The organism is Pseudomonas sp. W15Feb34 (genome assembly GCF_023127765.1).
Lineage (GTDB): Bacteria > Pseudomonadota > Gammaproteobacteria > Pseudomonadales > Pseudomonadaceae > Aquipseudomonas > Aquipseudomonas synxantha_A.
Genome location: NZ_SPKN01000029.1, coordinates 176265 through 200784, shown reverse-complemented (window position 1 = coordinate 200784; position 24520 = coordinate 176265). Strand labels below are relative to the sequence as shown.

General features: G+C 60.6%; 24 protein-coding genes. 11 read left to right on the top strand and 13 right to left on the bottom strand.

Going from position 1 to position 24520, the window contains the following annotated elements:
- Positions 1-6 precede the first annotated feature (6 nt).
- A complete protein-coding gene (locus E4O97_RS14655) occupies positions 7-561 on the top strand; it encodes a tetratricopeptide repeat protein (RefSeq protein ID WP_005791705.1) in 555 nt (184 codons plus the stop codon).
- Here E4O97_RS14655 and E4O97_RS14650 read toward each other — a convergent pair whose 3' ends face one another.
- From E4O97_RS14650 to E4O97_RS14625, 6 genes are all read right to left on the bottom strand, one after another.
- Entirely contained in the window at positions 562-1674 is a 1113-nt protein-coding gene (locus E4O97_RS14650) for a succinylglutamate desuccinylase/aspartoacylase family protein (protein ID WP_032879315.1), read from the bottom strand. It lies immediately after the preceding gene.
- A 9-nt stretch (positions 1675-1683) separates the two neighbouring features.
- The gene (locus E4O97_RS14645) at positions 1684-2394 is read right to left on the bottom strand and encodes an ABC transporter permease (RefSeq protein ID WP_032879313.1); all 711 of its coding nucleotides are present in this window, start codon (positions 2392-2394) and stop codon (positions 1684-1686) included.
- Entirely contained in the window at positions 2391-3107 is a 717-nt protein-coding gene (locus tag E4O97_RS14640) for an ABC transporter permease subunit (protein WP_032879311.1), read from the bottom strand. The genes E4O97_RS14645 and E4O97_RS14640 overlap by 4 nt, the downstream gene beginning before the upstream one ends.
- Positions 3108-3137: 30 nt before the next feature.
- Positions 3138-3896 carry a transporter substrate-binding domain-containing protein gene (locus tag E4O97_RS14635; RefSeq protein ID WP_248161568.1) on the bottom strand — a complete coding sequence of 253 codons (759 nt, stop codon included), beginning with the start codon at positions 3894-3896 and terminating at the stop codon, positions 3138-3140.
- A gap of 38 nt (positions 3897-3934) precedes the next feature.
- Positions 3935-5989, bottom strand: a complete 2055-nt coding sequence (locus E4O97_RS14630) for an NAD(P)-binding protein (protein ID WP_248161566.1) — start codon at positions 5987-5989, stop codon at positions 3935-3937.
- 223 nt (positions 5990-6212) lie between these two features.
- On the bottom strand, positions 6213-6539 hold the full coding sequence (locus E4O97_RS14625; protein ID WP_003194436.1) for a DUF1820 family protein: 327 nt from the start codon (positions 6537-6539) through the stop codon (positions 6213-6215).
- 130 nt (positions 6540-6669) lie between these two features.
- On the opposite strand from E4O97_RS14625, the gene miaB reads away from it, so the two are divergent.
- The 5 genes from miaB to lnt all read left to right on the top strand — a co-directional run bounded on the left by miaB (position 6670) and on the right by lnt (position 12363).
- Positions 6670-7998: a tRNA (N6-isopentenyl adenosine(37)-C2)-methylthiotransferase MiaB gene (miaB, locus tag E4O97_RS14620; protein ID WP_005791718.1), complete on the top strand. Its 1329-nt coding sequence runs from the start codon at positions 6670-6672 to the stop codon at positions 7996-7998.
- A gap of 230 nt (positions 7999-8228) precedes the next feature.
- Positions 8229-9233: a PhoH family protein gene (locus E4O97_RS14615; protein WP_005791720.1), complete on the top strand. Its 1005-nt coding sequence runs from the start codon at positions 8229-8231 to the stop codon at positions 9231-9233.
- Positions 9226-9684 carry an rRNA maturation RNase YbeY gene (ybeY, locus tag E4O97_RS14610; protein ID WP_078822414.1) on the top strand — a complete coding sequence of 153 codons (459 nt, stop codon included), beginning with the start codon at positions 9226-9228 and terminating at the stop codon, positions 9682-9684. The genes E4O97_RS14615 and ybeY overlap by 8 nt, the downstream gene beginning before the upstream one ends.
- Before the next feature lie 42 nt (positions 9685-9726).
- Positions 9727-10566 carry an HlyC/CorC family transporter gene (locus E4O97_RS14605; RefSeq protein ID WP_005791724.1) on the top strand — a complete coding sequence of 280 codons (840 nt, stop codon included), beginning with the start codon at positions 9727-9729 and terminating at the stop codon, positions 10564-10566.
- 273 nt (positions 10567-10839) lie between these two features.
- On the top strand, positions 10840-12363 hold the full coding sequence (gene lnt / locus E4O97_RS14600; RefSeq protein WP_248161652.1) for an apolipoprotein N-acyltransferase: 1524 nt from the start codon (positions 10840-10842) through the stop codon (positions 12361-12363).
- Between the two features lie 111 nt (positions 12364-12474).
- Here lnt and E4O97_RS14595 read toward each other — a convergent pair whose 3' ends face one another.
- Together E4O97_RS14595 and E4O97_RS14590 are read right to left on the bottom strand one after the other, a co-directional pair.
- A complete protein-coding gene (locus E4O97_RS14595; RefSeq protein ID WP_005791728.1) occupies positions 12475-13236 on the bottom strand; it encodes a YdcF family protein in 762 nt (253 codons plus the stop codon).
- A 97-nt stretch (positions 13237-13333) separates the two neighbouring features.
- Entirely contained in the window at positions 13334-13651 is a 318-nt protein-coding gene (locus E4O97_RS14590) for a hypothetical protein (RefSeq protein WP_005791730.1), read from the bottom strand.
- 261 nt (positions 13652-13912) lie between these two features.
- Here E4O97_RS14590 and leuS point away from each other — a divergent pair, with 261 nt between their 5' ends.
- From leuS to E4O97_RS14565, 5 genes are all read left to right on the top strand, one after another.
- On the top strand, positions 13913-16519 hold the full coding sequence (gene leuS, locus E4O97_RS14585) for a leucine--tRNA ligase (protein WP_005791732.1): 2607 nt from the start codon (positions 13913-13915) through the stop codon (positions 16517-16519).
- Positions 16520-16608: 89 nt separating this feature from the next.
- Positions 16609-17214 (top strand): LPS assembly lipoprotein LptE, encoded by a 606-nt coding sequence (lptE, locus tag E4O97_RS14580; RefSeq protein ID WP_078822416.1) that lies wholly within the window; start codon positions 16609-16611, stop codon positions 17212-17214.
- 39 nt (positions 17215-17253) lie between these two features.
- Positions 17254-18291 carry a DNA polymerase III subunit delta gene (holA, locus tag E4O97_RS14575; protein WP_005791737.1) on the top strand — a complete coding sequence of 346 codons (1038 nt, stop codon included), beginning with the start codon at positions 17254-17256 and terminating at the stop codon, positions 18289-18291.
- A 214-nt stretch (positions 18292-18505) separates the two neighbouring features.
- Positions 18506-18670: an alternative ribosome rescue factor ArfA gene (gene arfA, locus E4O97_RS14570; protein WP_003176285.1), complete on the top strand. Its 165-nt coding sequence runs from the start codon at positions 18506-18508 to the stop codon at positions 18668-18670.
- A gap of 62 nt (positions 18671-18732) precedes the next feature.
- Complete coding sequence (locus tag E4O97_RS14565; protein WP_148854014.1) at positions 18733-20058, top strand: lytic murein transglycosylase; 1326 nt, start codon at positions 18733-18735, stop codon at positions 20056-20058.
- Positions 20059-20128: 70 nt separating this feature from the next.
- Here the strand turns inward: E4O97_RS14565 and E4O97_RS14560 are convergent, their stop codons facing one another.
- The 5 genes from E4O97_RS14560 to E4O97_RS14540 form a co-directional block, all read right to left on the bottom strand.
- Positions 20129-21049 (bottom strand): LD-carboxypeptidase, encoded by a 921-nt coding sequence (locus E4O97_RS14560; RefSeq protein ID WP_248161564.1) that lies wholly within the window; start codon positions 21047-21049, stop codon positions 20129-20131.
- Between the two features lie 153 nt (positions 21050-21202).
- Entirely contained in the window at positions 21203-22204 is a 1002-nt protein-coding gene (gene lipA, locus E4O97_RS14555) for a lipoyl synthase (RefSeq protein ID WP_179119850.1), read from the bottom strand.
- A gap of 25 nt (positions 22205-22229) precedes the next feature.
- Positions 22230-22877, bottom strand: a complete 648-nt coding sequence (gene lipB, locus E4O97_RS14550; RefSeq protein WP_248161563.1) for a lipoyl(octanoyl) transferase LipB — start codon at positions 22875-22877, stop codon at positions 22230-22232.
- Positions 22877-23158: a DUF493 domain-containing protein gene (locus tag E4O97_RS14545; protein ID WP_005791752.1), complete on the bottom strand. Its 282-nt coding sequence runs from the start codon at positions 23156-23158 to the stop codon at positions 22877-22879. Before E4O97_RS14545 ends, lipB begins: the two co-directional genes overlap by 1 nt.
- An 85-nt stretch (positions 23159-23243) precedes the next feature.
- Positions 23244-24401, bottom strand: a complete 1158-nt coding sequence (locus E4O97_RS14540; protein WP_005791754.1) for a D-alanyl-D-alanine carboxypeptidase family protein — start codon at positions 24399-24401, stop codon at positions 23244-23246.
- Between the last annotated feature and the right edge of the window lie 119 nt (positions 24402-24520).

Here is a 24520-nt window from a genome sequence, read left to right as displayed (position 1 = left end):
ATTCCCATGAAACGCACCGGCCGCACCCTGGTTCTGGGCTGCCTGTTGCTCCTTCAGCCGCTGCTGGCACATGCCCAGGCAGGCGGCAACTCGTTGTTAATCCCAGCGATGGGTCGTTGCACCCTCAATACCCAGCCAGACAGCCAGGCCGAAGCCCTGAGCGCGTGCCAGAAACAAGCTGATGAAGGGGATGCGCAAGCGCAATACGAGTTGGGCGAGTTCTACCACGACAGCAAGAACCCGGCCGTCGACCTCAACAAAGCGTTGAGCTACTTCGAAAAGGCTTCGCTACAAGGCCACGCCCAGGCGCAATTCCAGCTCGGCAATATGTTCTTCAAGGGTGAAGGCGTGCCGGCCAATAACGTGCAGGCCTACATCGTGCTGAAAATGGCCGCGGTCAACGGTGCTGAAGACGCGCTGGACACCGCCGATGAGGTCGCCGAGCACATGCAGCGCGATGAACTGGAAGTGGCGACCCAGGTACTGGGGCAGATTTTCCGTAATTACCTGCAGGAATTGCAGAGCGCCGATGGGCGCTCGCCCTTCTCTCCCCTGCCCTGATCACGGCGATAACAGGTAGCCCTGTCGATATGCCGTGGACCCCGCTACATGGGCAATCGTCATACCGGCGCTTGCCATGCGGCGTACTGATCGCACATACAACAGCCCTTCATGCTCACACGCGACCTCAATCACTCGGTCCGTGATCGGGTCGATGACTTGCGCCACGATCTGTCCTGCTTCGAGGTAGTCCCCCACCTGCGCGCAAAAGACCATCAAGCCTCCCACCGGGCTCACCACCGGCTCGACCCCCGCCAAGGGTGTTGGCGGGCTCAATAGCGCCGGCAGTGGCGGCGCTTGCCCCTCAATGCCTCCCTGTAACATCAGATAGTTGATCAACGCCTGACAATCCTGCCGCGCCAGCCCGTGGTCCACATCGGCAACGCCGCGCAACTCCACGGTCACGGCAAAACCCGGCGCCGAAAAGGCCCCAGGAAAACGCGCCTGCATCCGTGCCCAGAACAAGGTGTAGCAATCGTCGAACGAATGCCCGCCCGCGTCCGGGCTCATAAAGCAGGCCCGAGCGCCCAGGTACCGCGCCAGCGGCTCCACCTGGGGCCAGGCATCGGGCGCCAGGTACAGGTGCTGCACTGCCTCGAAATCACAATGCAGGTCCAGCACCCTGTCGGCGTCACAGGCCAGCGTTTGCAGGACCAAACGCAGAGAGTGCAGCTGGGTCGCCGGTACCTGGCTGACAAGGGTTCGCCGCAGGGCCGCACGGATCAGATGCAGGTTATGCGCAGGATCATCGGTCAGAACATCCTGTACCTGGTCGCCGACCTGCTCGCTGACGTCAACGAAGAAGCGGTTGAAGTTCTCTCGACTGTCGTTATCGAAACGCCCCTGCGGTACGTCCATCAGCACCTGCTCCAACCCCAACGGATTGGCCACCGGCACCAGCACCACTTGCCAACGCAACGCACCTGTCGCCTCCAGGTGCGCCAGACGCTGTTTGAGATGCCACAACACCAGCATCCCCGGTAATTCATCGGCGTGCAGGGACGCCTGGATGTAAACCTTGCTCGGCGCATTGGCCGGACCGTAATGAAAACTATGAATATGCCGCGTGGTACCTGGCACAGCCGTTAACAGTTCATGCCTGTGAGTCTGCATATTGCCCCCCTATCGACTCGAATCAAGAAAGCTCAGCCAACGTCGTTCAGCCAGATGGAACAAGCCGACCAACGCGAACGTAATACACAAGTAAAGCGCCGCGGCCAGGCCAAAGGATTGGAAGGTGAGGAAGGTTGCAGCGTTGGCATCCCGTGCGACTTTCAGGATATCCGGCACCGTTGCCGTGAACGCCAGGGTGGTGGAATGCAACATGAAGATCACTTCATTGCTGTAGTAGGGCAACGACCGGCGCAGGGCCGAGGGCATGATCAAGTGCACGTACAACTTCCAGCCGTCGAAGCCCAGGGAACGAGCAGCCTCGATTTCACCGCGTGGCATTGCCCGAATTGCGCCCGCCAGTATTTCCGTGGTGTAGGCCGCGGTATTGAGGGCAAACGCCAGAAGCGTGCAATTGAGCGCTTCGCGAAAAAAGGCATCCAGCAACGGTTGCTCGCGAACAGCGCCAATGCTGTAGATGCCGGTGTAGAAGATCAGTAACTGGATATACAGCGGTGTGCCGCGAAACACGTAGGTAAAGCTTTGCACCGGCCAGCGCAGCCAGCGTCGGCTGGACGTCCTGGCGATGGACAGTGGCAACGCCAACAGCAGGCCCAGGCACAAAGAGGCGCTGGTCAGCCACAAGGTCATGGCCAGACCGGTGATTTGTTGACCGTCGGAATAAATAAACGGCCGCCAATACTCCTGGATAAGCTCGATCATGATGATGATCCCTGCACACCTTCACCATACCGACGCTCCAGCCAGCGCAACGCTGCGTTTGAAACACTGCTGAGCAACAGGTAGACCAGCGCCGCCAGCAGCAGAAAAGCCAGTAATTGCTGACTGCTCTTGCCCGCCATCTGCGCCACTTTCACCAGGTCTGCCAGGCCGATGATCGACACCAGCGCCGTAGCCTTGAGCAAGACCATCCAGTTATTGCCCAGACCCGGCAGGGCGAATCGCATCATCTGCGGGAATATCACATGCAAAAAGCTCTGCCTGAAGCTCAGGCCAAGGGCCTTGGCTGCCTGGAACTGCCCACGGGGTACAGCCAGCAACGCGCCGCGAAAGGTTTCGGTGAAATAAGCGCCGTAGATAAACCCCAGAGTGATCACGCCGGCGCTGAAAGGGTCGATATCGATGTAGGCCCAGCCCAATTCGCTGGTCAGACGACTCAGGCCTGTCTGCAATCCGTAGAAAATCAACAGCATTAACAGCAGGTCCGGTACCCCGCGAATCAAGGTGGTGTACACCTGTGCGCACAGGCGCCATGCCCTCACCCTGGACAGCTTGGCACCTGCCCCCAGCAGGCCCAGGATCAGCCCCAGCAGCAATGACAACAGTGCCAGTTGCAAGGTGACCCAGACCCCGTGCAGTAACATCGGCAAAAAACTGCCCAGGGACGCGGCGAATTGAGTGAAGGCAGGTAGCATGATCGTGTCCTCGCTGGCCGTTGAAGGCGGTTATTGGCCGCTGAACATGTTCACACCGGGGAAGTACTGCTCTTGCAGGCGAGCATAGGTACCATCGGCGTGCAGGGCAGCCAGCCCCTTATTCAACAGCGCTTTCAACGTGTGGTTGCCCTTGGCGACGCCGATGCCGCTTTTGGACGGCATCAACTCGCTGTCAATCAGCGGCCCCAGTACAAACCCGACGCCTTGGGGTGAACGCAAAAATCCGCTCTGTGCTTGCTGAGCATCCTGCAGCGATGCCTGCAAACGCCCTGTCAGCAGGTCCGCGTACACTTGCTCCTGATCGGCATAAGCCACCACCTTCATACCCTGCCCAGCGAGCACTTGCCGGGCATAAACTTCCTGAGTACTGCCCTGCAAATAGCCGACGGCCATGCCTGTGGAAAGCTCAGTGCCAGGGCGCATCACCATGGCAGTGGGGCTGGAAAACACCTCCGAGGAGAAGTCGATGACCTTTTGCCGAGCGGCAGTGATGGTCATTGAAGCGAAGATGGCGTCGATCTTGCCGGCGTTGAGGCTGGGAATCATGCCGTCAAAGTCACTCTCGACCCATTGGCAGCGAACATTCAAACGTGCACAAATTGCATTGCCGATATCTATTTCAAAACCGGTCAAAGTCCCCGTGCTGTCTTTATAAGCAAAGGGCGCATAGTTGGGATCGGCAGCGAAACGGATCACGTTGTAATCGTTGGCAAACAACGATGTATTAATCAGGAGCGCGGTGAATAACATCAGGAGTATTTTTTTCATTATTGTATTCCTCGTTATTGATTGAACAGTTGGACTGACTACACCTCTATAAATGGAATTTCTCTGCGCACTACCAGCGAGCCCTCCGGCGCATCGAACTCACGCGCGATGCGATGCCCTGAATACACCGCCGCCGCAATGGTGCCGGGCGCCACGCAGTCGCCGATCAGCGTCAGCGTTCGGATGCCTGCCGCCTGTAACTGTTCGGGTGAGTTGTTCAAGGCCTGATACAGCGCCTGCTCAGGCTCCCGGGAAGTGACCAGCAGCAAGGCTGCAGCTGGGATCAACCGCGTACGTTCGGTGTAGATGCAGCCCGCTACCACGCCCTCTGGCTTAACGCTGACCAGCGTATGGGACGGCACGATCGTGACATTCAACTGCATCAGACGACGCTGAATGCGATGCTGCTCAAGGGTGTTATGGGTCCAGGCCGCCACGTCCGCCGCGGGGGTGACGAATATCACCTCCACGCCACGCGCCACCAGATGTTCGGCCAGCACGCTGCCCATGTAATAGTGATCGTCATCGAACAGCAGCACCGGCGAAGCGGGCAACGCCCCTGCCATCAGGTCATCAGGCGTCAGCACGGGCAGGCTGTCCAGGCCCGATAAGGATCGGCGCAAGGCGCGCCCCAATCCATCACGTCGCCAGTGGGAACCCGTAGCAATGAACACATGCTCAGCGGCTAAATCCAGCACGTCCTGGGCCTGCAAGTGGCTTTCCCGATAGATCTCCACCGACGGCATACGGCTCAACGCATCCAGTCGATAGTCAATCACCCGCGCCCAACTCGCCAGCCCCGGCAGCCGGGCTTCCAGCGCTACACGTCCGCCCAGGGTGCGCAGGCTGTCGACCAGGGCCACTTCCATCCCTCGCGCACCCAGGATCCGTGAACACTCAAGCCCGGATGGCCCGGCGCCGACCACCAGCGCCCGGCCGGGTTGCTGCGTATGGTTGACCGACTCGGGATGCCAGCCACGTCGCCATTCCTCACCCATGGTCGGGTTCTGTGTACAGCGCAGGGGCGTGCTGGTGTGATCGCCACTGACGCATACATTGCAGCCGATACACTCGCGAATTTCCTCGGTGCGCCCCTCTTCAATCTTCTTGGGCAAGAAGGGATCGGCAATCGAAGGGCGGGCCGCCCCGATCAGATCCAGCACGCCACGACGAACCAAAGACACCATGGTGTCTGGCGAAGTGAAGCGGCCGACGCCCACCACGGGCTTGCTGGTCAGCGCCTTGAGCCCCAGCAGGAAGGTCTCCTGGTAACCCTCCCCGGCAAAGCGCGCCGTCACGCTGTCATTGGACCAATCGGCGACATTGACGTCCCACAAGTCCGGCAGGTCCGCCAGCATCGAGAAGATTTCGGCACCTTCGCCCTCGCGACTCAAGCCGTCGGCCATTTGTTCATCCACCGCCAGGCGGACCGCTACGGCACACCGATCACCGACTGCGTCGCGAGTGTCTTCAATCAATTCGCGGAGCAAACGCACACGGTTTTCCAACACACCGCCGTATTCGTCGGTACGCCGGTTATTGCGTGGCGTGAGGAAATGGAACGGCACACTCAGGTCGTGGCCGGCGTACACATAGATGATGTCGAAACCCGCCTCCCGGGCGCGCAATGCGGCGGCTCGATGCAGGGCGCGCAATTGCCGGATATCGGCATGGCTCATGGCCCGGGCCTGCACCGGGTCGTAACTGCGCACCGGGGTATTGGAAGGCGCCCAGGGAATTTCGCGACTGTAGCGGTTGGGCGCCGAGTAACCGTTGAATGCCAGCTCTACCCCTGCCAACGACCCGTGCTGGTGTACCGCCTCACACATGCGGGCCAATGCAGGAATGTCGCGCTCATCCCACAAACGCGCCTCGATATAAGGGGAGAACTCGCTCAGCGGGCTGATTTCGCACTCTTCAGTGCACACCACGCCCCAGCCGCCCTCGGCTTTCACTGCGCGCATCCGGGCCATGGCCGAGGGATGTACATGGCCCATGCCATTACAGTGGGGAACTTGATAAAAGCGATTGCAAGTACGGACCGGGCCTATTTGTACCGGCTCAAACAGAATGTCATAGCGAGGATCGCGCACAGGGCTACTCCCGAACAAGTCAGTTCGTTAATGACGGCATGATGGAACTTGGCGCTAATGAGTGGCGTGATTAAACGCAGTTGAACGGGGGAAACTTCGAAGTTTTCTTATTATTGGTATATTCATGATGCCCTCTCTGAATAAACAAAATTTGCTATCTTTCAAACAAAATGTCCATCCATTGAGAGGCAGTTTCGGAAACGCCCTACAAATTAATTGCAGATCATTTCTCGGGCATCGGCATCGGAAACGGCATCACATTGCTCGTGCCCCGTGCTTCGCTGATCTTCGGCGTACCCAGGCGTTCGACTTCATCGATGCGCACAATCGAATGCATCGGCACAAAGCTGCGCACCACGCCTTCGAACTGAGCCTTGAGCTTTTCTTCGCCCGGATCGACGACCAACTGGGTGCGCTCGCCAAAGACGAACTCTTCCACTTCCAGGAAGCCCCACAGATCACTTTGATAGATCTGCTTGGCGTACATTTCGAACACCTGGCCCTGGTTGAGGAAAATCACCTTGTAGATTGGAGCTTCACGTTTGGTCATGGTGGGCGGGGAACACATGGGGATATAAAAGAGGGCGCGAACTATAGCATGGCACCCGATGCACAGCGCTAGGAACCGATGGGCATGACCCCTATAATGCGCGGTTCTTTACCACCAGTTGACGATTCCCATGGCCAAGAAGCTTTATATCGAAACCCACGGTTGCCAGATGAACGAGTACGACAGCTCGCGCATGGTCGACCTGCTGGGCGAACACCAGGCCCTGGAAGTCACCGCCCGCGCCGAAGATGCCGACGTGATCCTGCTCAATACCTGCTCGATCCGCGAACGGGCCCAGGACCGTGTGTACTCCCAGCTGGGCCGCTGGCGTGAATTGAAACTGGCCAACCCGGACATGGTGATCGCCGTCGGCGGTTGCGTGGCCAGCCAGGAAGGTGCTGCGATCCGCGACCGCGCCCCGTATGTCGACGTGGTGTTCGGCCCGCAGACCTTGCACCGCCTGCCGGAAATGATCGACGCCGCACGCGTCACCAAGCTGCCGCAGGTGGACGTATCGTTCCCGGAAATCGAGAAATTCGACCATTTGCCCGAGCCGCGCATCGACGGCCCGAGCGCCTACGTGTCGGTGATGGAAGGTTGCAGCAAGTACTGCACTTTCTGCGTGGTGCCCTACACACGCGGTGAAGAAGTCAGCCGGCCGTTTGACGATGTACTGGCAGAAATCATCCACCTGGCTGAAAACGGCGTGCGCGAAGTGACCCTACTGGGCCAGAACGTCAACGGCTACCGCGGCCTGACCCACGACGGGCGCCTGGCCGACCTGGCGGAGCTGATCCGCGTGGTCGCCGCCGTCGATGGCATCGAACGTATCCGCTATACCACTTCGCACCCGCTGGAATTCTCCGACAGCCTGATCCAGGCCCACGCCGAAGTGCCGGAGCTGGTCAAGCACCTGCACTTGCCGGTGCAATCGGGCTCGGACCGCATCCTGTCGGCGATGAAGCGCAACCACACGGCGCTGGAATACAAATCCAAGCTGCGCAAATTGCGCGCCGCCGTACCGGGCATCTGCATCAGTTCGGACTTTATCGTCGGCTTCCCGGGCGAAACCGAGAAAGATTTCCAGCAGACCATGAAGCTGATTGAAGACGTCGGTTTCGACTTTTCCTACTCGTTTGTGTACAGCCAGCGCCCGGGCACCCCGGCGGCGGACCTGCTGGACGAAACCCCGGAGGCGTTGAAAAAGGAGCGGTTGAACGCACTGCAACATCGCCTCAACCAACAGGGTTTCGAAATCAGCCGACAAATGGTCGGCTCGACCCAGCGCATCCTGGTCACCGATTATTCGAAGAAAGACCCGGGTGAGTTGCAGGGGCGCACCGAGAACAACCGCATCGTCAACTTCCGCTGCGACAACCCGACGCTGATCGGCCAATTCGCCGATGTGCACATCGATGCGGCGCAGCCACACTCGTTGCGCGGCTCGCTGATCAACTGATCTCGCGGACCGGATGAAGATCAAAATGTGGGAGCTGGCTTGCCTGCGATAGCGATGTATCAGTGCCCTATGTGCCAACTGACCCACCGCGATCGCAGGCAAGCCAGCTCCCACAGGAGTTCTTCATGGTTATCGAGAGTGTGGCCAGGCTATTTAAGTGCTTTCGCACACCGGCGCCTGGCGTTATTCTCTCTCTCACCTCATCAGCCAAAGGGCGGCTAAAAGCAACCTTGAACGCACCCATAGCAGAACCCCATCGTTTTCTCCTCGAGCCGTTTGAGGCTCGCCGTTTCGCCAACCTGTGCGGACAGTTCGACGAGCACCTGCGCCTGATCGAACAACGCCTGAGCATCGAGATCCGCAACCGCGGCAATCAGTTCGAGCTCATTGGTGAACCCCAACACACCACGTCTGCCGAAAACCTGCTGCGTCGCCTCTACCGCGAAACCAAGGGTAGTGAGCTGTCGCCAGAGACGGTACACCTGTACCTGCAGGAATCAGCCGTGGAGGACCTGGCCAACAACCCGGTGGCCGAAGCCAGCGTGGCCCTGCGTACCAAAAAAGGCATGATTCGCCCACGCGGCTTGAATCAGCAGAAGTACGTCAAGGAAATCCTCGGCAACGACATCAACTTCGGCATCGGCCCAGCCGGTACCGGCAAGACTTACCTGGCCGTTGCCTGTGCGGTGGATGCCCTGGAGCGCGAGCAAGTGCGGCGCATCCTGCTGGTGCGCCCGGCGGTCGAAGCGGGCGAAAAGCTCGGCTTCCTGCCCGGCGACCTGGCCCAGAAGATCGACCCGTACCTGCGCCCGCTCTACGACGCGCTGTACGAGATGCTCGGCTTTGAATACGTGGCCAAGCTGATCGAGCGCCAGGTGATCGAAATCGCCCCGCTGGCCTACATGCGTGGCCGCACCTTGAACAACAGCTTCATCATCCTCGACGAAAGCCAGAACACCACCGTCGAGCAGATGAAGATGTTCCTCACCCGCATCGGTTTCGGCTCTACCGCCGTGATCACCGGTGACGTCACCCAGGTCGACCTGCCCAAGGGCACCAAGTCTGGGCTGGCGCAGGTGATCGAAGTACTCAAGGATGTACCGGGCATCAGCTTCACGCATTTCATGCCCAAGGACGTGGTGCGTCACCCGCTGGTGCAGCGCATCGTAGAAGCCTATGAGCGTTTCGATCACAAGGATGACGCACCGGCCAGGGACGTTCGCGGCGATGCTTGAGCTAGACCTGCAGCTTGCCACCGAAGCGCCCGCCCCCAGCGAAGCACAGTTCCGGCACTGGTGCACCCTGGCCCTGCGCCAGCGCACCGCAGACTCGGAGCTGACCATTCGTCTGGTGGATGAGCCCGAAGGCCGCGAGCTGAACCACACCTGGCGTCAAAAAGACTACGCGACCAACGTGCTGTCCTTCCCCGCCGACGTACCCGACGAGTTGCTGGATATCCCGCTGCTGGGCGATCTGGTGATCTGCGTCGGGGTGGTCGAGCGCGAGGCAAAGGAACAAGGCAAGGAACTTGAAGCCCATTGGGCCCATCTAGTCATCCACGGCTGCTTGCATCTCTTGGGCTACGACCATATAGACGATGATGAAGCCGAGGAAATGGAAGCACTGGAACGAACGTTGCTTGCTGAACTGGGTCACCGCGACCCTTACGCAGACGACGAAAGCTGATCAACACTCAACTGTCATATCAAAGGATTTAGAGTAATCGCTATGAGCGAAGACCGATCGAGCAACGGGCAGAAGTCATGGCTGGGTAAACTGACCCAGGCTTTTGCCCACGAGCCGAAAAACCGCCAGGAGCTGCTGGAGCTGCTGCGCGAGGCCCACCAGAACAAGTTGCTGGACAGCGAAGCGCTGGCCATCGTGGAAGGCGCCATCCAGGTGGCTGACCTGCAAGTACGGGACATCATGGTCCCGCGCTCGCAGATGATCAGCATCAAGGCGACCCAGACCCCACGGGAATTCCTCCCGGCCGTGATCGACTCGGCGCACTCGCGCTACCCGGTGATCGGTGAAAGCCATGACGACGTCATGGGTGTCCTGCTGGCCAAGGACCTGTTGCCGCTGATCCTCAAGGAGAATGGCGACAGCTTCAACATCAAGGACCTGCTGCGTCCGGCCACCTTCGTACCTGAATCCAAGCGCCTGAATGTGCTGCTGCGCGAATTTCGCGCCAACCACAATCACATGGCCATTGTGATCGACGAATACGGCGGCGTGGCTGGCCTGGTGACCATCGAAGACGTGCTGGAACAGATCGTCGGCGATATCGAAGACGAGCACGACGTCGAAGAGGACAGCTACATCAAGCCGCTGCCCAGCGGTGACTTCCTGGTCAAGGCGCTGACGCCGATCGAGAACTTCAACGAGTTCTTCGACAGCGAATTCTCCGACGATGAGTTCGACACGGTCGGCGGCCTGGTGATGAGTGCGTTCGGGCATCTGCCCAAGCGTAACGAAACCACCGAGATTGGCGCCTATCGCTTCCGCATTTTGAATGCCGATAGTCGTCGTATCCATCTGATCCGTTTGACACCTATTGCCCGCTAAGGAAGGGGTGGGGCATCAGCTATTTCCTGTGTCGCGTTGCCCCTGAGAGCGGGCCAGGCAAGGCGCAGGCCGCAGGGAATGGCATTCCCTTTTCAAGGCCTGCAACGCAGTATGGCCCGCTCTCAGGGACAACCCGAAGGGCCGGGCCTGCTGCGACACAGGGCTGCGTTACTCGTCGTTCATTTGGAAAAACCAAACCACACTCCTCGCGCCTTGCCCTGTGCCGCAGCAGGCCCGGCGCGATACAGGAAATAGCTGATGACCCACCCCTACATGCAGCGCCTGAACCGCCCCGGCTGGCCCGGTAACTTGCTGGCCGTGGTGGCCGGCGCCATCACTACCCTGGCGCTGGCGCCGTTCGATATCTGGCCGTTGGCTCTGGTAGCGGTCGGCCTGTTCTATATCGGCCTGCGGGAGCTGACACCCCGCCAGGCCCTGGGCCGCGGCTGGTGTTTCGGTTTCGGCCTGTTTGGCGCCGGCACCAGCTGGATCTACTACAGCATCCACCACTTCGGCGGCGCTTCGGTGCTGCTGGCGGGGTTCCTGATGCTGCTGTTCACCACCGCCATTGCCTGGTTCTTTGCCCTGCCCGCCTGGTTGTGGGCGCGCTGGCTGCGCCGCAATGAAGCACCGTTGGCGGATGCCCTGACCTTCGCCGCGTTATGGGTTGGCCAGGAAGCGTTTCGTGGCTGGTTCCTCACCGGTTTCCCCTGGTTGTACTCCGGTTACAGCCAACTCGACGGCCCGCTGACCGGCCTCGCGCCGCTGGGCGGAATGTGGTTGATTTCCTTCGCGCTTGCACTCACGGCAGCCCTGCTGTGCAACCTGCCGCGCCTGCTGGCAAGCAAGCGCAACGCCTTCATTGGTGCGGGCCTGGTGTTGCTGGTCGCCCCCTGGGCCATCGGCCTGGCGCTCAAGCACCACGCCTGGACCTCGCCCTCCGGCGCCCCCCTGAGCGTCGCCGCCATCCAGGGCAACGTCGAGCAAAGCATGAAGTGGGACCCCGAGCAGCTTAATGCACAGTTGGCGCTGTATCGCGACATGAGCCTGAGCTCCAAGCGTGTCGACCTGCTGGTATGGCCGGAAACCGCCGTGCCGGTACTCAAGGAGTCGGTCGAGGGCTACCTGGGCATGATGGGCAAGTTTGCCGCCGACCGGAACACCGCGCTGATTACCGGGGTACCGATTCGCCAGGAAGTGCACCATGAGAAGCGCTACTTCAATGGCATTACCGTAGTCGGCGAAGGTGACGGCACCTATCTCAAGCAAAAGCTGGTGCCGTTTGGCGAATACGTGCCGTTGCAGGACATGCTGCGCGGGCTGATTGCGTTCTTCGACCTGCCGATGTCGGACTTCGCCCGTGGCCCTTCAGACCAGGCCATGCTTCAGGCCAAGGGCTATCAGATTGCGCCGTTCATTTGCTATGAAGTGGTGTACCCGGAATTCGCTGCCGGCCTGTCGGCCCAGAGCGACCTGCTGCTGACCATCAGCAACGACACCTGGTTCGGCCGCTCCATCGGCCCATTGCAGCACCTGCAAATGGCGCAGATGCGTGCACTGGAAGCCGGGCGCTGGATGATCCGCGCCACCAACAACGGCGTGACCGGGCTGATCAACCCGTTTGGGCAGATCACCGCACAGATCCCGCAGTTCGAGCGCGGCATTCTCTATGGGGAGGTGGTGCCGATGCATAACCTCACGCCATACCTGCAATGGCGTTCGTGGCCGTTGATCATTGTGTGCCTGGGGTTGTTTGGCTGGGCGCTGCTGGCTGGCCGGATGTCCAAAACGCTATGACCTGTGGGAGCTGGCTTGCCTGCGATGGCGGTGTATCAGTGCGCTGAGTGCTCACTGACCCACCGCCATCGCAGGCAAGCCAGCTCCCACAATTGATTTCCTGTGTTGCACCTATCGGTAGAACAGCCGATACCCCACCTGCCCCACCGCTTCGTTGATCAACTGCCCGCTCTGCCACACCGCCTTGACCTCGGGCATCCAGCCGCCCAGCGGCCGGCCATGGTCCACCCCCAGAAAGCCCACCGGCCCAGGCACCACGGTGAAACCGGCTTTCTCAAAACTCCACACCGAACGCGGCATATGCCAGGCCTGCGTCACCACCACCACACGCTTGATGCCTTGGGGCAGCAGAATCTCGGCGCTCATCTGGGCGTTTTCCCAGGTGGTACGGCTGCGCTCTTCCTTCCAGCGCACGCTGACGCCAAAATCATCCTGCATCGAAACGGCCATCAGTTCGGCTTCACTGGGCGGCGTGCCGTAATGCAAGCCGCCGCTGGTCAGCACCGGCAAGCCTGACGCCTTGGCCAGTCGCGCCGCATAACGCTCACGCTCAAGACCAACGCCGGTGGGCTGGTCGCTGCCCCAGGCGATGTCCCCACGCTCGCGCCCGGAGCCCAACACCACAATCGCATCGGCGCGCTGGGCGAGCGTGGCCCAGTCTTCGCGAGCCAATGGCGGCGCTGTCTCAAGCGCACGGGCGCCCCATTGCACCATCACCGGCAGGCTGATCAACCACATCCCGCCCAGCCCCAGGGCAAAGCACACCCCGGCCAGGCGCGGGCGGCTACGGCGAAACCACCAGGCACACGCCAACAACAACAAAAAAATGCCGGGCGGCAACAGCAATTGTTTGATGAAATAACGAAAAGGCATCGGGCATCTCCAAAGATGCCCGAAGCCTAAATGCAACGCGATCAAGCGACAATCTTTACCAGCCTGTTTCGACAACGTTAATGGATAGTACTGTGCTTCACTTGCACCGTACGGACCGGGACCTTTCCGGGCCGCGACCGGCCGCCAAGTCTTTGAGCCAAATGACCTTGGCCGAACGAGGAGGCTCCTGGGCTGGCGGGGAGGCCTGCCCATGAGAGGCGCGGTGTTGATTCAACTCCAGGTAAGTCCTGATCAATTCAAGCTCTGCCTGGCTCAAGCCTCGCAACTCCAGCTCCAGAGGCCGCTCATCACGCAATCGGCCTGCGGTTCTTGCAGCATCCAATGCCCGACCCAAACGGTCGATCAGTCCTTCATACAATTGCGGTTTCGTTAGAGTTCGCTGCGATTCAACCATCCCCTCACCTCATTGAAGAAATACTTGCTCCCCAATAAACAGCGTAGCCCCCGTTGCTGCACCTGCCCGGTGCCGCGACAGACGGCCCTTGCCGCGCAATCAGGGTTTCCCTCGATAGAGTGGGGTCATGTATGCTACGGCGCTTCCTGTAACTCCACTTCCCGCAGGGTTTGGGCACGGACGCGCCACTTTCTGGTGTCGAACAACCCGGACTATGCACCGAAGAGGATTAGGCCACCCCTATTCAGTTCAAAAGTAGCCATGCACGAACAATATCAGCCCCGTGAAATAGAAAATGCCGCACAAACCTTCTGGGACGAGCAAAAGTCCTTTGAAGTCAGCGAACAGCCAGGCAAGGAGACTTACTACTGCCTATCGATGTTCCCTTACCCCAGCGGCAAGCTACACATGGGGCACGTGCGTAACTACACCATCGGCGACGTGATTTCCCGCTACCAGCGCATGCTCGGCAAAAACGTCCTGCAACCCATGGGTTGGGACGCCTTCGGTATGCCGGCAGAAAACGCCGCGATGAAAAACAACGTGGCGCCCGCCAAGTGGACCTACGAAAACATCGCCTACATGAAGACCCAGCTGCGCAGCCTGGGCCTGGCGGTGGACTGGTCCCGCGAGGTCACCACCTGCAAGCCCGATTACTACCGTTGGGAACAATGGCTGTTCACGCGCCTGTTCGAAAAAGGTGTGATCTACAAAAAGAGCGGTACCGTGAACTGGGACCCGATCGACCAGACCGTACTGGCCAACGAGCAGGTCATCGACGGTCGCGGCTGGCGCTCCGGCGCGCTGATCGAAAAGCGCGAAATCCCGATGTACTACTTCAAGATCACCGCCTACGCGGATGAACTGTTGTCGAGCCTCGACGATCTGCCGGGCTGGCCTGAACAGGTCAAGACCATGCAGCGCAACTGGATCGGCAAATCCAAGGGCATGGAAGTGCAGTTCCCGTATAACGTCGATTCCATCGGCGAAGCGGGCGCCCTGAAAGTCTTCACCACCCGTCCGGATACGCTGATGGGCGCGACTTACGTCGCGGTCGCCGCCGAACACCCGCTGGCCACCCAGGCGGCACAGAACAACCCCGAGCTGCAGGCGTTCATCGCCGAATGCAAGGGCGGCAGCGTGGCGGAAGCCGACGTCGCCACCCAGGAGAAAAAAGGCCTGCCGACCGGCCTGTTCGTCGAGCACCCGCTGACCGGCGAGAAACTGCCGGTATGGGTCGCCAACTATGTGCTGATGCACTACGGCGACGGCGCCGTCATGGCCGTGCCGGCCCACGACGAGCGCGATTTCGAATTCGCCACCAAATACAGCCTGCCGATCAAGTCGGTAGTACGTACCAGCTCGGGCGACACCAACCCAGCCCCGTGGCAAGACGCCTACGGCGAGCACGGCACCCTGATCAACTCCGGCGAATTTGACGGCCTGGACTTCCAGGGCGCCTTCGACGCCATCGAAGTCGCGCTGATCAAGAAGAACCTCGGTGCTTCGCGCACCCAGTTCCGCTTGCGCGACTGGGGTATCAGCCGCCAGCGCTACTGGGGCTGCCCGATCCCGATCATTCACTGCCAAACCTGCGGCGATGTACCGGTACCGGAAGACCAACTGCCCGTCGTGCTGCCTGAAGATGTAGTGCCAGATGGTGCTGGCTCGCCATTGGCGCGCATGCCCGAGTTCTACGAGTGCAACTGCCCGAAATGCGGCGCACCGGCCAAGCGTGAAACCGACACCATGGACACCTTCGTGGAGTCCTCCTGGTACTACGCCCGTTACGCCTCGCCGCACTATGAAGGTGGCCTGGTGGAGAAATCCGCAGCCGACCATTGGCTGCCGGTGGATCAGTACATCGGCGGTATCGAACACGCCATTCTCCACCTGCTGTACGCGCGCTTCTTCCACAAGCTGATGCGCGACGAAGGCCTGGTGAGCTCCGATGAGCCGTTCAAGAACCTGCTGACCCAGGGCATGGTGATCGCCGATACCTACTATCGTCGCGAAGCCAATGGCGCCTACACCTGGTTCAACCCGGCGGACGTCGAACTTGAGCGTGACAGCAAAGCCAAGGTGATCAGCGCCAAACTGAAAGCCGACGGCCTGCCGGTGGAAATCGGTGGCACCGAGAAGATGGCCAAGTCCAAGAACAACGGCGTCGACCCACAGTCGATGATCGACCAATTCGGCGCCGATACCTGCCGTCTGTTCATGATGTTCGCCTCGCCGCCCGACATGAGCGCCGAATGGTCCGACTCCGGCGTCGAAGGCTCGCACCGCTTCCTCAAGCGCGTCTGGCGCCTGGCCCATGCCCATGTCAGTCAGGGCTTGCCGGGCAAGCTGGACGTCGCGGCCTTGAACGACGAGCAGAAAGCCATTCGCCGCAGCACTCACCTGGCCATCCGCCAGGCGAGCCTGGACGTAGGGCAGAACCACAAGTTCAACACCGCCATCGCCCAGGTGATGACGCTGATGAACGTGCTGGAAAAAGCCCCGCAGGCCACCGAACTTGATCGCGCGCTGATTCACGAGGGCCTGGAAACGGTTACCCTGCTGCTCGCACCGATCACGCCGCATATCAGCCACGACCTGTGGAACCGCCTGGGCCACAGCGGCGCCGTCATCGATGCCGCCTGGCCGGTACAGGATGACAGCGCCCTGGTTCAGGACACGCTGCAACTGGTCATCCAGGTTAACGGTAAACTGCGCGGCCAGATCGACATGCCGGCCAGTGCCAGCCGTGAAGAGGTCGAAGCGGCTGCGCGCATCAACGAAAACGTGCTGCGCTTTACCGAAGGCTTGACGATCCGCAAAGTGATCGTGGTGCCCGGCAAACTGGTCAACATCGTCGCCAGCTAAATCGGATCGGGCGCGGGGCTTGGGCCCTGCGCCGAACTAAACCTTTAGGGCCTGGATAAGGCCCACCTGGTTTCAAGGGGAGCAACAAAATGATCAAACGCAATCTGCTGGTTATGGGCCTTGCCGTGCTGCTGAGCGCTTGCGGCTTCCAGCTGCGCGGCACCGGCACCAACGAGCTGTCGCTCAAGGAACTCGACGTCAGCGCCCGCAACGCCTATGGCGAAACCGTCACCCAGCTGCGCCAGACCCTGGAGAACAGCGGCGTGCACGTGTACAACGGCGCGACCTACAAGCTGGTGCTGGTAGACGAGAAAGAAACCCAGCGCAATATCAGCTACGCCAGTGCCGGCCGTGCGTCCGATGTGGAGTTGAACACTGCGCTCTACTTCGAAGTACAGGGTCGCGATCAGTTGCCGCTGATGGGTGACAAGATCCAGGTGCAGAAAGTCGTGAGCCACGATGGCAATAACCTGGTGGGTTCGGACTCCGAGACCCTCCAGGTGCGCAAGGAAATGCGTCGTGAGCTGATCCAGCGCATGATGACTCGCCTGCAAATGCTGACCCCGGAAAAGCTCGCCGCCCTGCAGCAAACCGCCGACAACAAGGCCAAGGCTGACGCCGATGCCCTGAAAGCCGCGCAAGAGTATGAAGACAACACGCCGAAACAATCGCCTGTTGAAGTTCCTGTCGAGTAAGCCAGACGGGGCGCCCCTGGCGCCCCGTTCGCCCTGCCTATGAAACTCGCCCCCGCCCAACTCGCCAAACACCTGCAAGGTGGCCTCGCGCCTGTCTATATCGTCAGCGGTGATGACCCGCTGCTGTGCCAGGAAGCCGCCGACGCCATCCGCACTGCCGCGCGCCAGCAAGGCTTCGATGAACGTCAGGTATTCAGTGCTGACGCCAGTTTCGACTGGGGTACCCTGCTGCAAGCCGGCGCGAGCATGTCGCTGTTTGCCGAAAAGCGCCTGCTGGAGCTGCGCCTGCCCTCGGGCAAGCCCGGCGACAAAGGTGCGGCGGCGCTGATGGAGTACTGCTCGCGCCCTGCCGAAGACACCGTGCTGCTGATCAGCCTGCCCAAGCTCGACGGCAGCGCGCAGAAAACCAAGTGGGGCAAGGCACTGGTAGAAGGTGCGCAAACCCAGTTCATCCAGATCTGGCCTGTGGACAGCAACCAGTTGCCGCAGTGGATTCGTCAGCGCCTGTCACAATCGGGGCTGGCGGCAACACAAGATGCCGTGGAGCTGATCGCCGCCCGGGTCGAGGGCAACCTGCTTGCCGCCGCCCAGGAGATCGAAAAGCTCAAGCTGATGGCCGAGGATGGGCAGATCACCGTCGAAACCGTACAAGGCGCAGTGGCCGATAGCGCTCGCTTTGATGTGTTCGGCCTGGTCGATGCGATCCTCAACGGTGAGCCCGCCCACGCGCTGCGTATGCTTGAAGGCTTGCGTGGCGAAGGGGTGGAACCGCCGGTGATCCTCTGGGCCCTGGCCCGGGAGCTGCGAGTACTGGCGAATATCGCCTTGCAATACAGCCAGGGCACACCGCTGGACAAATGCTTCAGCCAGGCCAGGCCACCGGTGTGGGACAAGCGCAAACCGCTGATGAGCAAAGCTCTGCAACGGCACTCGGCGCAACGCTGGGCGCAACTGTTGCTGGAAGCGCAGCGCATCGATGCGCAGATCAAGGGCCAGGCAGCCGGCTCGCCGTGGATGAGCCTGAGCCGTTTGTCGCTATTGATGGCCGGCCAGCGCCTCACCCTGCCAGCCGAATAACCCTCTCTTGAAAACACCATAGATCCAATGTGGGAGGGGGCTTGCTCCCGATGGCAGTGTGTCAGGAATTTATGTTTCACTGATGTACCGCTATCGGGAGCAAGCCCCCTCCCACATTTGACCTGCGTACCTTTCCTACACTTCGCGGGGCTTTACAGCCGCTCAACTTAGGCAGATTATTTGCCCGCTCCACCACCCACAGAGACTAGACACCATGAGCAAAAAGCCATCCAAGCATGGCCCCAACAAGGCCAAATCCATCATCGCCCAGCCACTGTTCCGCAGCCGTCAGGAACGCGCCGGCAAGGGCAAAGGCAGCTACCGCCGCGAAGCCTTCCAGTCTAATAGCTGGGAGGCTTCTTACTTTCTGGCTGCCTGAAGGCAAGCGCCCCTCTGGCATGATAAGGTCTGTACCTGATTTGTAACCCCCTGGACCTGTGCATGCCCTCTAGTCTTTCTCGTCGTTGGCACCTACGCCAATTGATCGCTGCCTCCAGCCTCATTCTGCTTGTCGCCTGCGCGGAAAAACCTACCGCCGCGGACGCTCAGCCCCTGCCCAAGCTCCAGACGGCACCGGCTATCGCACCGGCTGTGGTTGCCCCCTTGGCAGTGGATAATCTTGATATCCAACCGACCCAGACCTTTGCCGAATGGCAGGCTGGCTTCCGTGCGCAAGCGCTGCAAGCCGGGATCACTGCGGCTGTGTTCGATAACGCTTTTGCCGGCGTCACCCCTGATATGGCGGTGATTCGCGCCGACCGCAGCCAACCGGAATTTTCCCGCCCGGTGTGGGAATACCTCGACGGCGCCCTGTCACCGGTGCGCGTGCGCAATGGTCAGGCGCTGCTGGTCAAATACGCTGATATTCTGCAAAGCATCGAACAGCGCTATGGCGTCGACCGCCAGGCACTGGTCTCGGTGTGGGGCATGGAGAGCAACTTCGGCGCGTTCCAGGGCAATAATTCGGTGATCCGCTCCCTGGCCACCCTGGCCTATGAAGGCCGTCGCCCGGCCTTTGCCCAGGCGCAGCTGCTGGCAGCGCTGCAGATCATCCAGCATGGTGATATTCAAGCCGACCAGATGAAAGGTTCCTGGGCCGGTGCGATGGGCCAGACGCAGTTTATCCCGACCACCTATAACACCCATGCGGTGGACTTTGACGGTGATGGTCGTCGCGATATCTGGAACAGCCCGTCCGACGCCCTCGCCTCCACGGCGCATTACCTGCAAAGCTCCGGGTGGCAGAAAGGCCAGCCATGGGGCGTTGAAGTGCAGCCGCTGCCGTCGGGCTTCGACTACAGCCTGGCCGATGGCGGCGTGCGCAAGACCGTGGCGCAATGGCTGCAACTGGGCATCCAACTCCCCCCTGGCGTGAGCCTGCCGGCCAATGTCGACCAGTTGTCCGCCGCCCTGCTGTTACCGGCTGGCTACCGTGGCCCGGCATTCCTGGTATTGGATAACTTCCGCGCAATCCTCAAGTACAACAATTCGTCGTCCTATGCGCTGGCGGTTGGCCTATTGTCGGAGCGATTTGGCGGCGGCGGTGTGATTCGTGGCAGTTGGCCCAAAGATGAGCTGCCGCTGAGCCGCTCCCAGCGTATCGACCTGCAAACGGCACTCAGCGCCAAAGGCTATGACGCCGGTAACCCGGATGGGATTATCGGCGCCAATACGCGCAAGGCGATTCGCGCGGCGCAGCAGGCGTTGGGCTGGCCGGCGGATGGGTATCCGACGGTGAAGTTGCTGGAATCACTGCAGGACCGATAGATCTGCTTAGGGCAACTACCGCCATCGGGGGCAAGCCCCCCCGATGGCGGTTTAGCAGACTGTAAAAAACTCAGGGGTTGAACACTACATCCTGCTCCAACACCACCCGCCGCTCCCCCGCATCCAAGCGCACCAAAGCACCCATCGGCAACGTCAGGTTGGGGTCGCAATGCCCACTGCGCCAGCCAGCCAGCACCGGAACGCACAGGGGTTCGAAGGTCTGCTTCAGCAACCGCTCCAGCGCACCGTTATCCACACCCGCCACATCCCCTACCAGCACACCGGCGACCTGGGCCAGCTTGCCGGCCAGGCGCAGGTGAGTCAGCAGGCGGTCGATACGATAAAGCGGCTCGTTGACGTCCTCGATAAACAGGATGATGCCTTCGGCGTCTATCTCATACGGCGTGCCCATTGTTGCAGCAATCATCGACAGATTACCGCCCAGCAAGCGCCCACAGGCAATGCCTGGCTCGATCGTGGTCAACGGGTAGGCCACCGGGTGCGCAAGCACACTGCCGGCGCCCAGTTGGCCACGCAGCAGGCTGAACAGGGAGGATTCGGTTGGCTGTTGCTTATCGCCCAGCAGGTCGGCATTGAGCATCGGCCCGTGGAATGTGACAAAGCCGGCGTAACGGTTGATCGCCAGGTGCAAGGCGGTGATATCGCTGTAACCCACGAATGGTTTGGGGTTGGCACGCAGCAGGTCGTAGTCCAGCGCGTCGAGCAAGCGTGGCGTGCCGTAGCCGCCGCGCAGGCAGAAGATGGCATCGACGTCGGGATTGGCGAAGGCCGCGTGCAGGTCGCGCAGGCGCACTTCATCGCTGCCGGCCAGGTAGCCGTCGCGCTCGTATACACCGGGGTAAATGCGCAGGTCGTAACCGCGGGCACGCATCCATTGCCCGGCTTTTTCAACGTCCAGCGCGGCAGGGCCAGCGGGGGCGATCAGGCCGATGGTGCCTTCAGAACGCAGTGCAGGTACGGCGGCGGTCATCTATGGTTCTCCCTATATGACGCAGAACGAAATGTGGGAGCTGGCTTGCCTGCGATGCAAGCGCCTCGGTGTATCAGTGACACCGAGGTGATGCTATCGCAGGCAAGCCAGCTCCCACACAAGCCAGCATTTCACATTGATTCTGGGGGCGGCTTACGAAACCAGGCTTGCCTTGACCAGCTTGGCCTGCTCGTCGGCGTGGTACGAAGAACGCACCAACGGGCCCGACGCCACGTTCTTGAAGCCCATCTTGTAACCTTCCTCGGCGAACCAGGCGAAGGTGTCCGGGTGCACGAAACGCTGCACCGGCAAATGGCTGCGCGATGGTTGCAGGTACTGGCCCAGGGTCAGCATGTCGATGTCGTGTTCGCGCATGCGCTTCATGACATCGATGACTTCTTCGTCGGTCTCGCCCAGGCCCAGCATCAAGCCGGATTTGGTCGGGATGTGCGGCATCATCTGCTTGAATTTCTGCAGCAGGGTCAGCGACCACTGGTAGTCCGAACCCGGACGCGCAGCCTTGTACAGGCGCGGTACGGTTTCCAGGTTGTGGTTGAACACATCTGGCGGCTCGGCGGCGGTGATTTCCAGAGCCACGTCCATACGGCCACGGTAGTCCGGCACCAGGGTTTCGAGCATCACGTTGGGTGACAGCTTGCGGATCTCACGGATGCAGTCGGCGAAGTGCTGGGCACCGCCGTCGCGCAGGTCGTCACGGTCGACCGACGTGATCACCACGTACTTGAGTTTCAGGTCGGCGATGGCGATGGCCAGGCTTTGCGGCTCGTTGACGTCCAGAGGTTTCGGACGGCCGTGGCCTACGTCGCAGAATGGGCAACGACGGGTGCAGATGTCGCCCATGATCATGAACGTGGCGGTGCCGCCAGAGAAGCATTCACCCAGGTTCGGGCAGGACGCTTCTTCGCATACGCTGTGCAGTTTGTGTTTGCGCAGCAGGGACTTGATACGGTCGACTTCCGGCGAAACCGGGATGCGCACGCGAATCCAGTCGGGTTTCTTCGGCAGTTCGGTGGTCGGGATGATCTTGACCGGGATGCGTGCAACCTTCTCGGCGCCGCGCAGCTTGACGCCGGCTTCCACCTTGGCACGCGGGGCCGGGGCTGGACGCTCAGTGATGTCCAGCGTCGGGATCATGGTTTGCACAACATCAGTAGTCATATCAATCGATTCCGCCCGTCAGGGTCGTCTGCTCTGCATAGTCGAGGTGTTTGACGAGCTGCGCGCGCAGCCGGGCACTAACCTCGGCAAATTTAATCGGTGTGGCATGATCGCTCAGTTGGGTCATCGCCAGCCCGGCATAACCGCACGGGTTGATCCGCCGGAACGGCGCCAGGTCCATGTCCACGTTCAAGGCCAGGCCATGAAAGGAACAACCGTGGCGAATACGCAGCCCCAGAGAGGCGATTTTCGCGCCGTCTACATACACACCGGGTGCATCGGGCCTGGCCGCGGCGGTCACGCCATAACTGGCCAGCAGCTCGATCAGGCAAGCCTCCATGCGGCTGACCAGGTCGCGCACGCCAAAACCCAGCTTGCGCACATCCAGCAACAGGTAAGCCACCAATTGCCCTGGCCCATGGTAAGTCACTTGGCCACCCCGGTCGACCTGCACCACCGGAATATCACCCGGAAGTAACAGATGCTCGGCCTTGCCGGCCTGCCCCTGGGTGAATACCGGCGGGTGTTCCACCAGCCAGATTTCATCCGGGGCAGAGGTGCCGCGCTCGTTGGTAAAGCGCTGCATGGCATGCCAGACCGGCTCGTAGGCCATCTGGCCGAGCTCGCGAAAGCCCAGAACGTGCGACATCACAGCACCATGTGCACGAAGCCGGTGGCCCGCAGTTCGCTGTTGATGTTGTAGAGCTGGTCCTGATCGGTCGCAACGATGTGCAACTGAATCGTGGTGTACTTGCCGGTGGAGCTTTGACGCTCGTCCACGCGGTTGTCGTTGATCGTCGCGTGTTTCCTGACGATTTCGAGAATCTTGTCCTTGCGGCCGACACCGGTATCGCTGATCACCTTGACGGGATAATCCGTCACAGGGAATTCGATCTTTGGCGCCTTTACTTCTACGTCTTTATCGGTCATGGCAGAACAGCCTCGTAAGCGCTAAGCCGTGGCGACGGGCAAAGCCCCGCGCTGGATCAACGCGGGGCTTTGCAGGTGCACACAATCAGTTGAACAAGCCGTAGAAGAATAGACGGATGCTATCCCATACGCGGCGGAAGATACCACCTTCCTCGACAGCGTCCAGCGCGATCAGGTCGGCGCTATGCACCACCTTGTCGTCCAGCTTGACTTCGACTTTACCGATCACGTCGCCCTTGGCGATTGGGGCGACCAATTGCGGGTTCAGGGTCATGCTGGCGGCGAGCTTTTTCAGCTGGCCTTTAGGCATGGTCAGGGTCAGGTCGTCAGCCAGGCCGGCCTTGACTTGGGAGGTGGCGCCTTTCCATACCGGCGCGGTCGCAAGCTCGGCACCCTTCTGGTAGAAGGTCTGGGTTTCGAAGAAGCGGAAGCCGTAGGTCAGCAGTTTTTGCGTCTCGGCCGCACGGGCCTGTTCGCTGTTGGTGCCGAATACCACGGCGATCAGGCGCTGGCCATCACGCACAGCGGACGACACCATGCAGTAACCGGCTTCGTCGGTGTGGCCGGTTTTCAGGCCGTCGACGGTCTTGTCGCGCCACAGCAGCAGGTTGCGGTTAGGCTGCTTGATGTTGTTCCAGAAGAACTCCTTCTGGGAGTAGATCGCGTAGTGCACCGGGTCAACGCGGATGATCGCGCGCGCCAGGATCGCCATGTCGTGAGCCGACGAATAGTGCTCTGGGTTCGGCAGGCCGGTCGGGTTCATGAAGTGGCTGTTGGTCATGCCCAGGTCGGCGGCAGTCTTGTTCATCACGTCGGCGAACGCATCTTCGCTGCCGGCGATGTGCTCGGCCAGGGCGACGCTGGCGTCGTTGCCGGACTGGATGATGATGCCGTGCAATAGGTCACTGACGGTGACTTGCGAGCCGACCTTGATGAACATCCGCGAACCACCGGTACGCCAGGCGTTTTCGCTGACGGTGACCGGATCGTTCTCGCCGATCTGGCCGCGACGGATTTCCAGGGTCGCGATATAGGCAGTCATCAGCTTGGTCAGGCTGGCTGGCGGCAGGCGTACATCACCGCCGTTTTCGACCAGCACGTTGCCACTGGCGGCGTCCATGAGGACCCACGACTTGGCGGCCAGTTGCGGGGAGGCCGGCACCATTTCAACCGCCCAGGCGGCCGGGGTGATGATCAGCGAGATAAGCAGGCACGTGCGTTTGGCTAAGGTGGTGATGTTCATCCGTCTCTCGAAATTGCTTATGGAAACTTGCCCTCGCGGGCAAAACTATTCAGACAGCCCGCTTCCAGACTGTCACGTGTTCGGTTGCCCGCTCACCCCTTGCCCCTGGGTTTTTATTG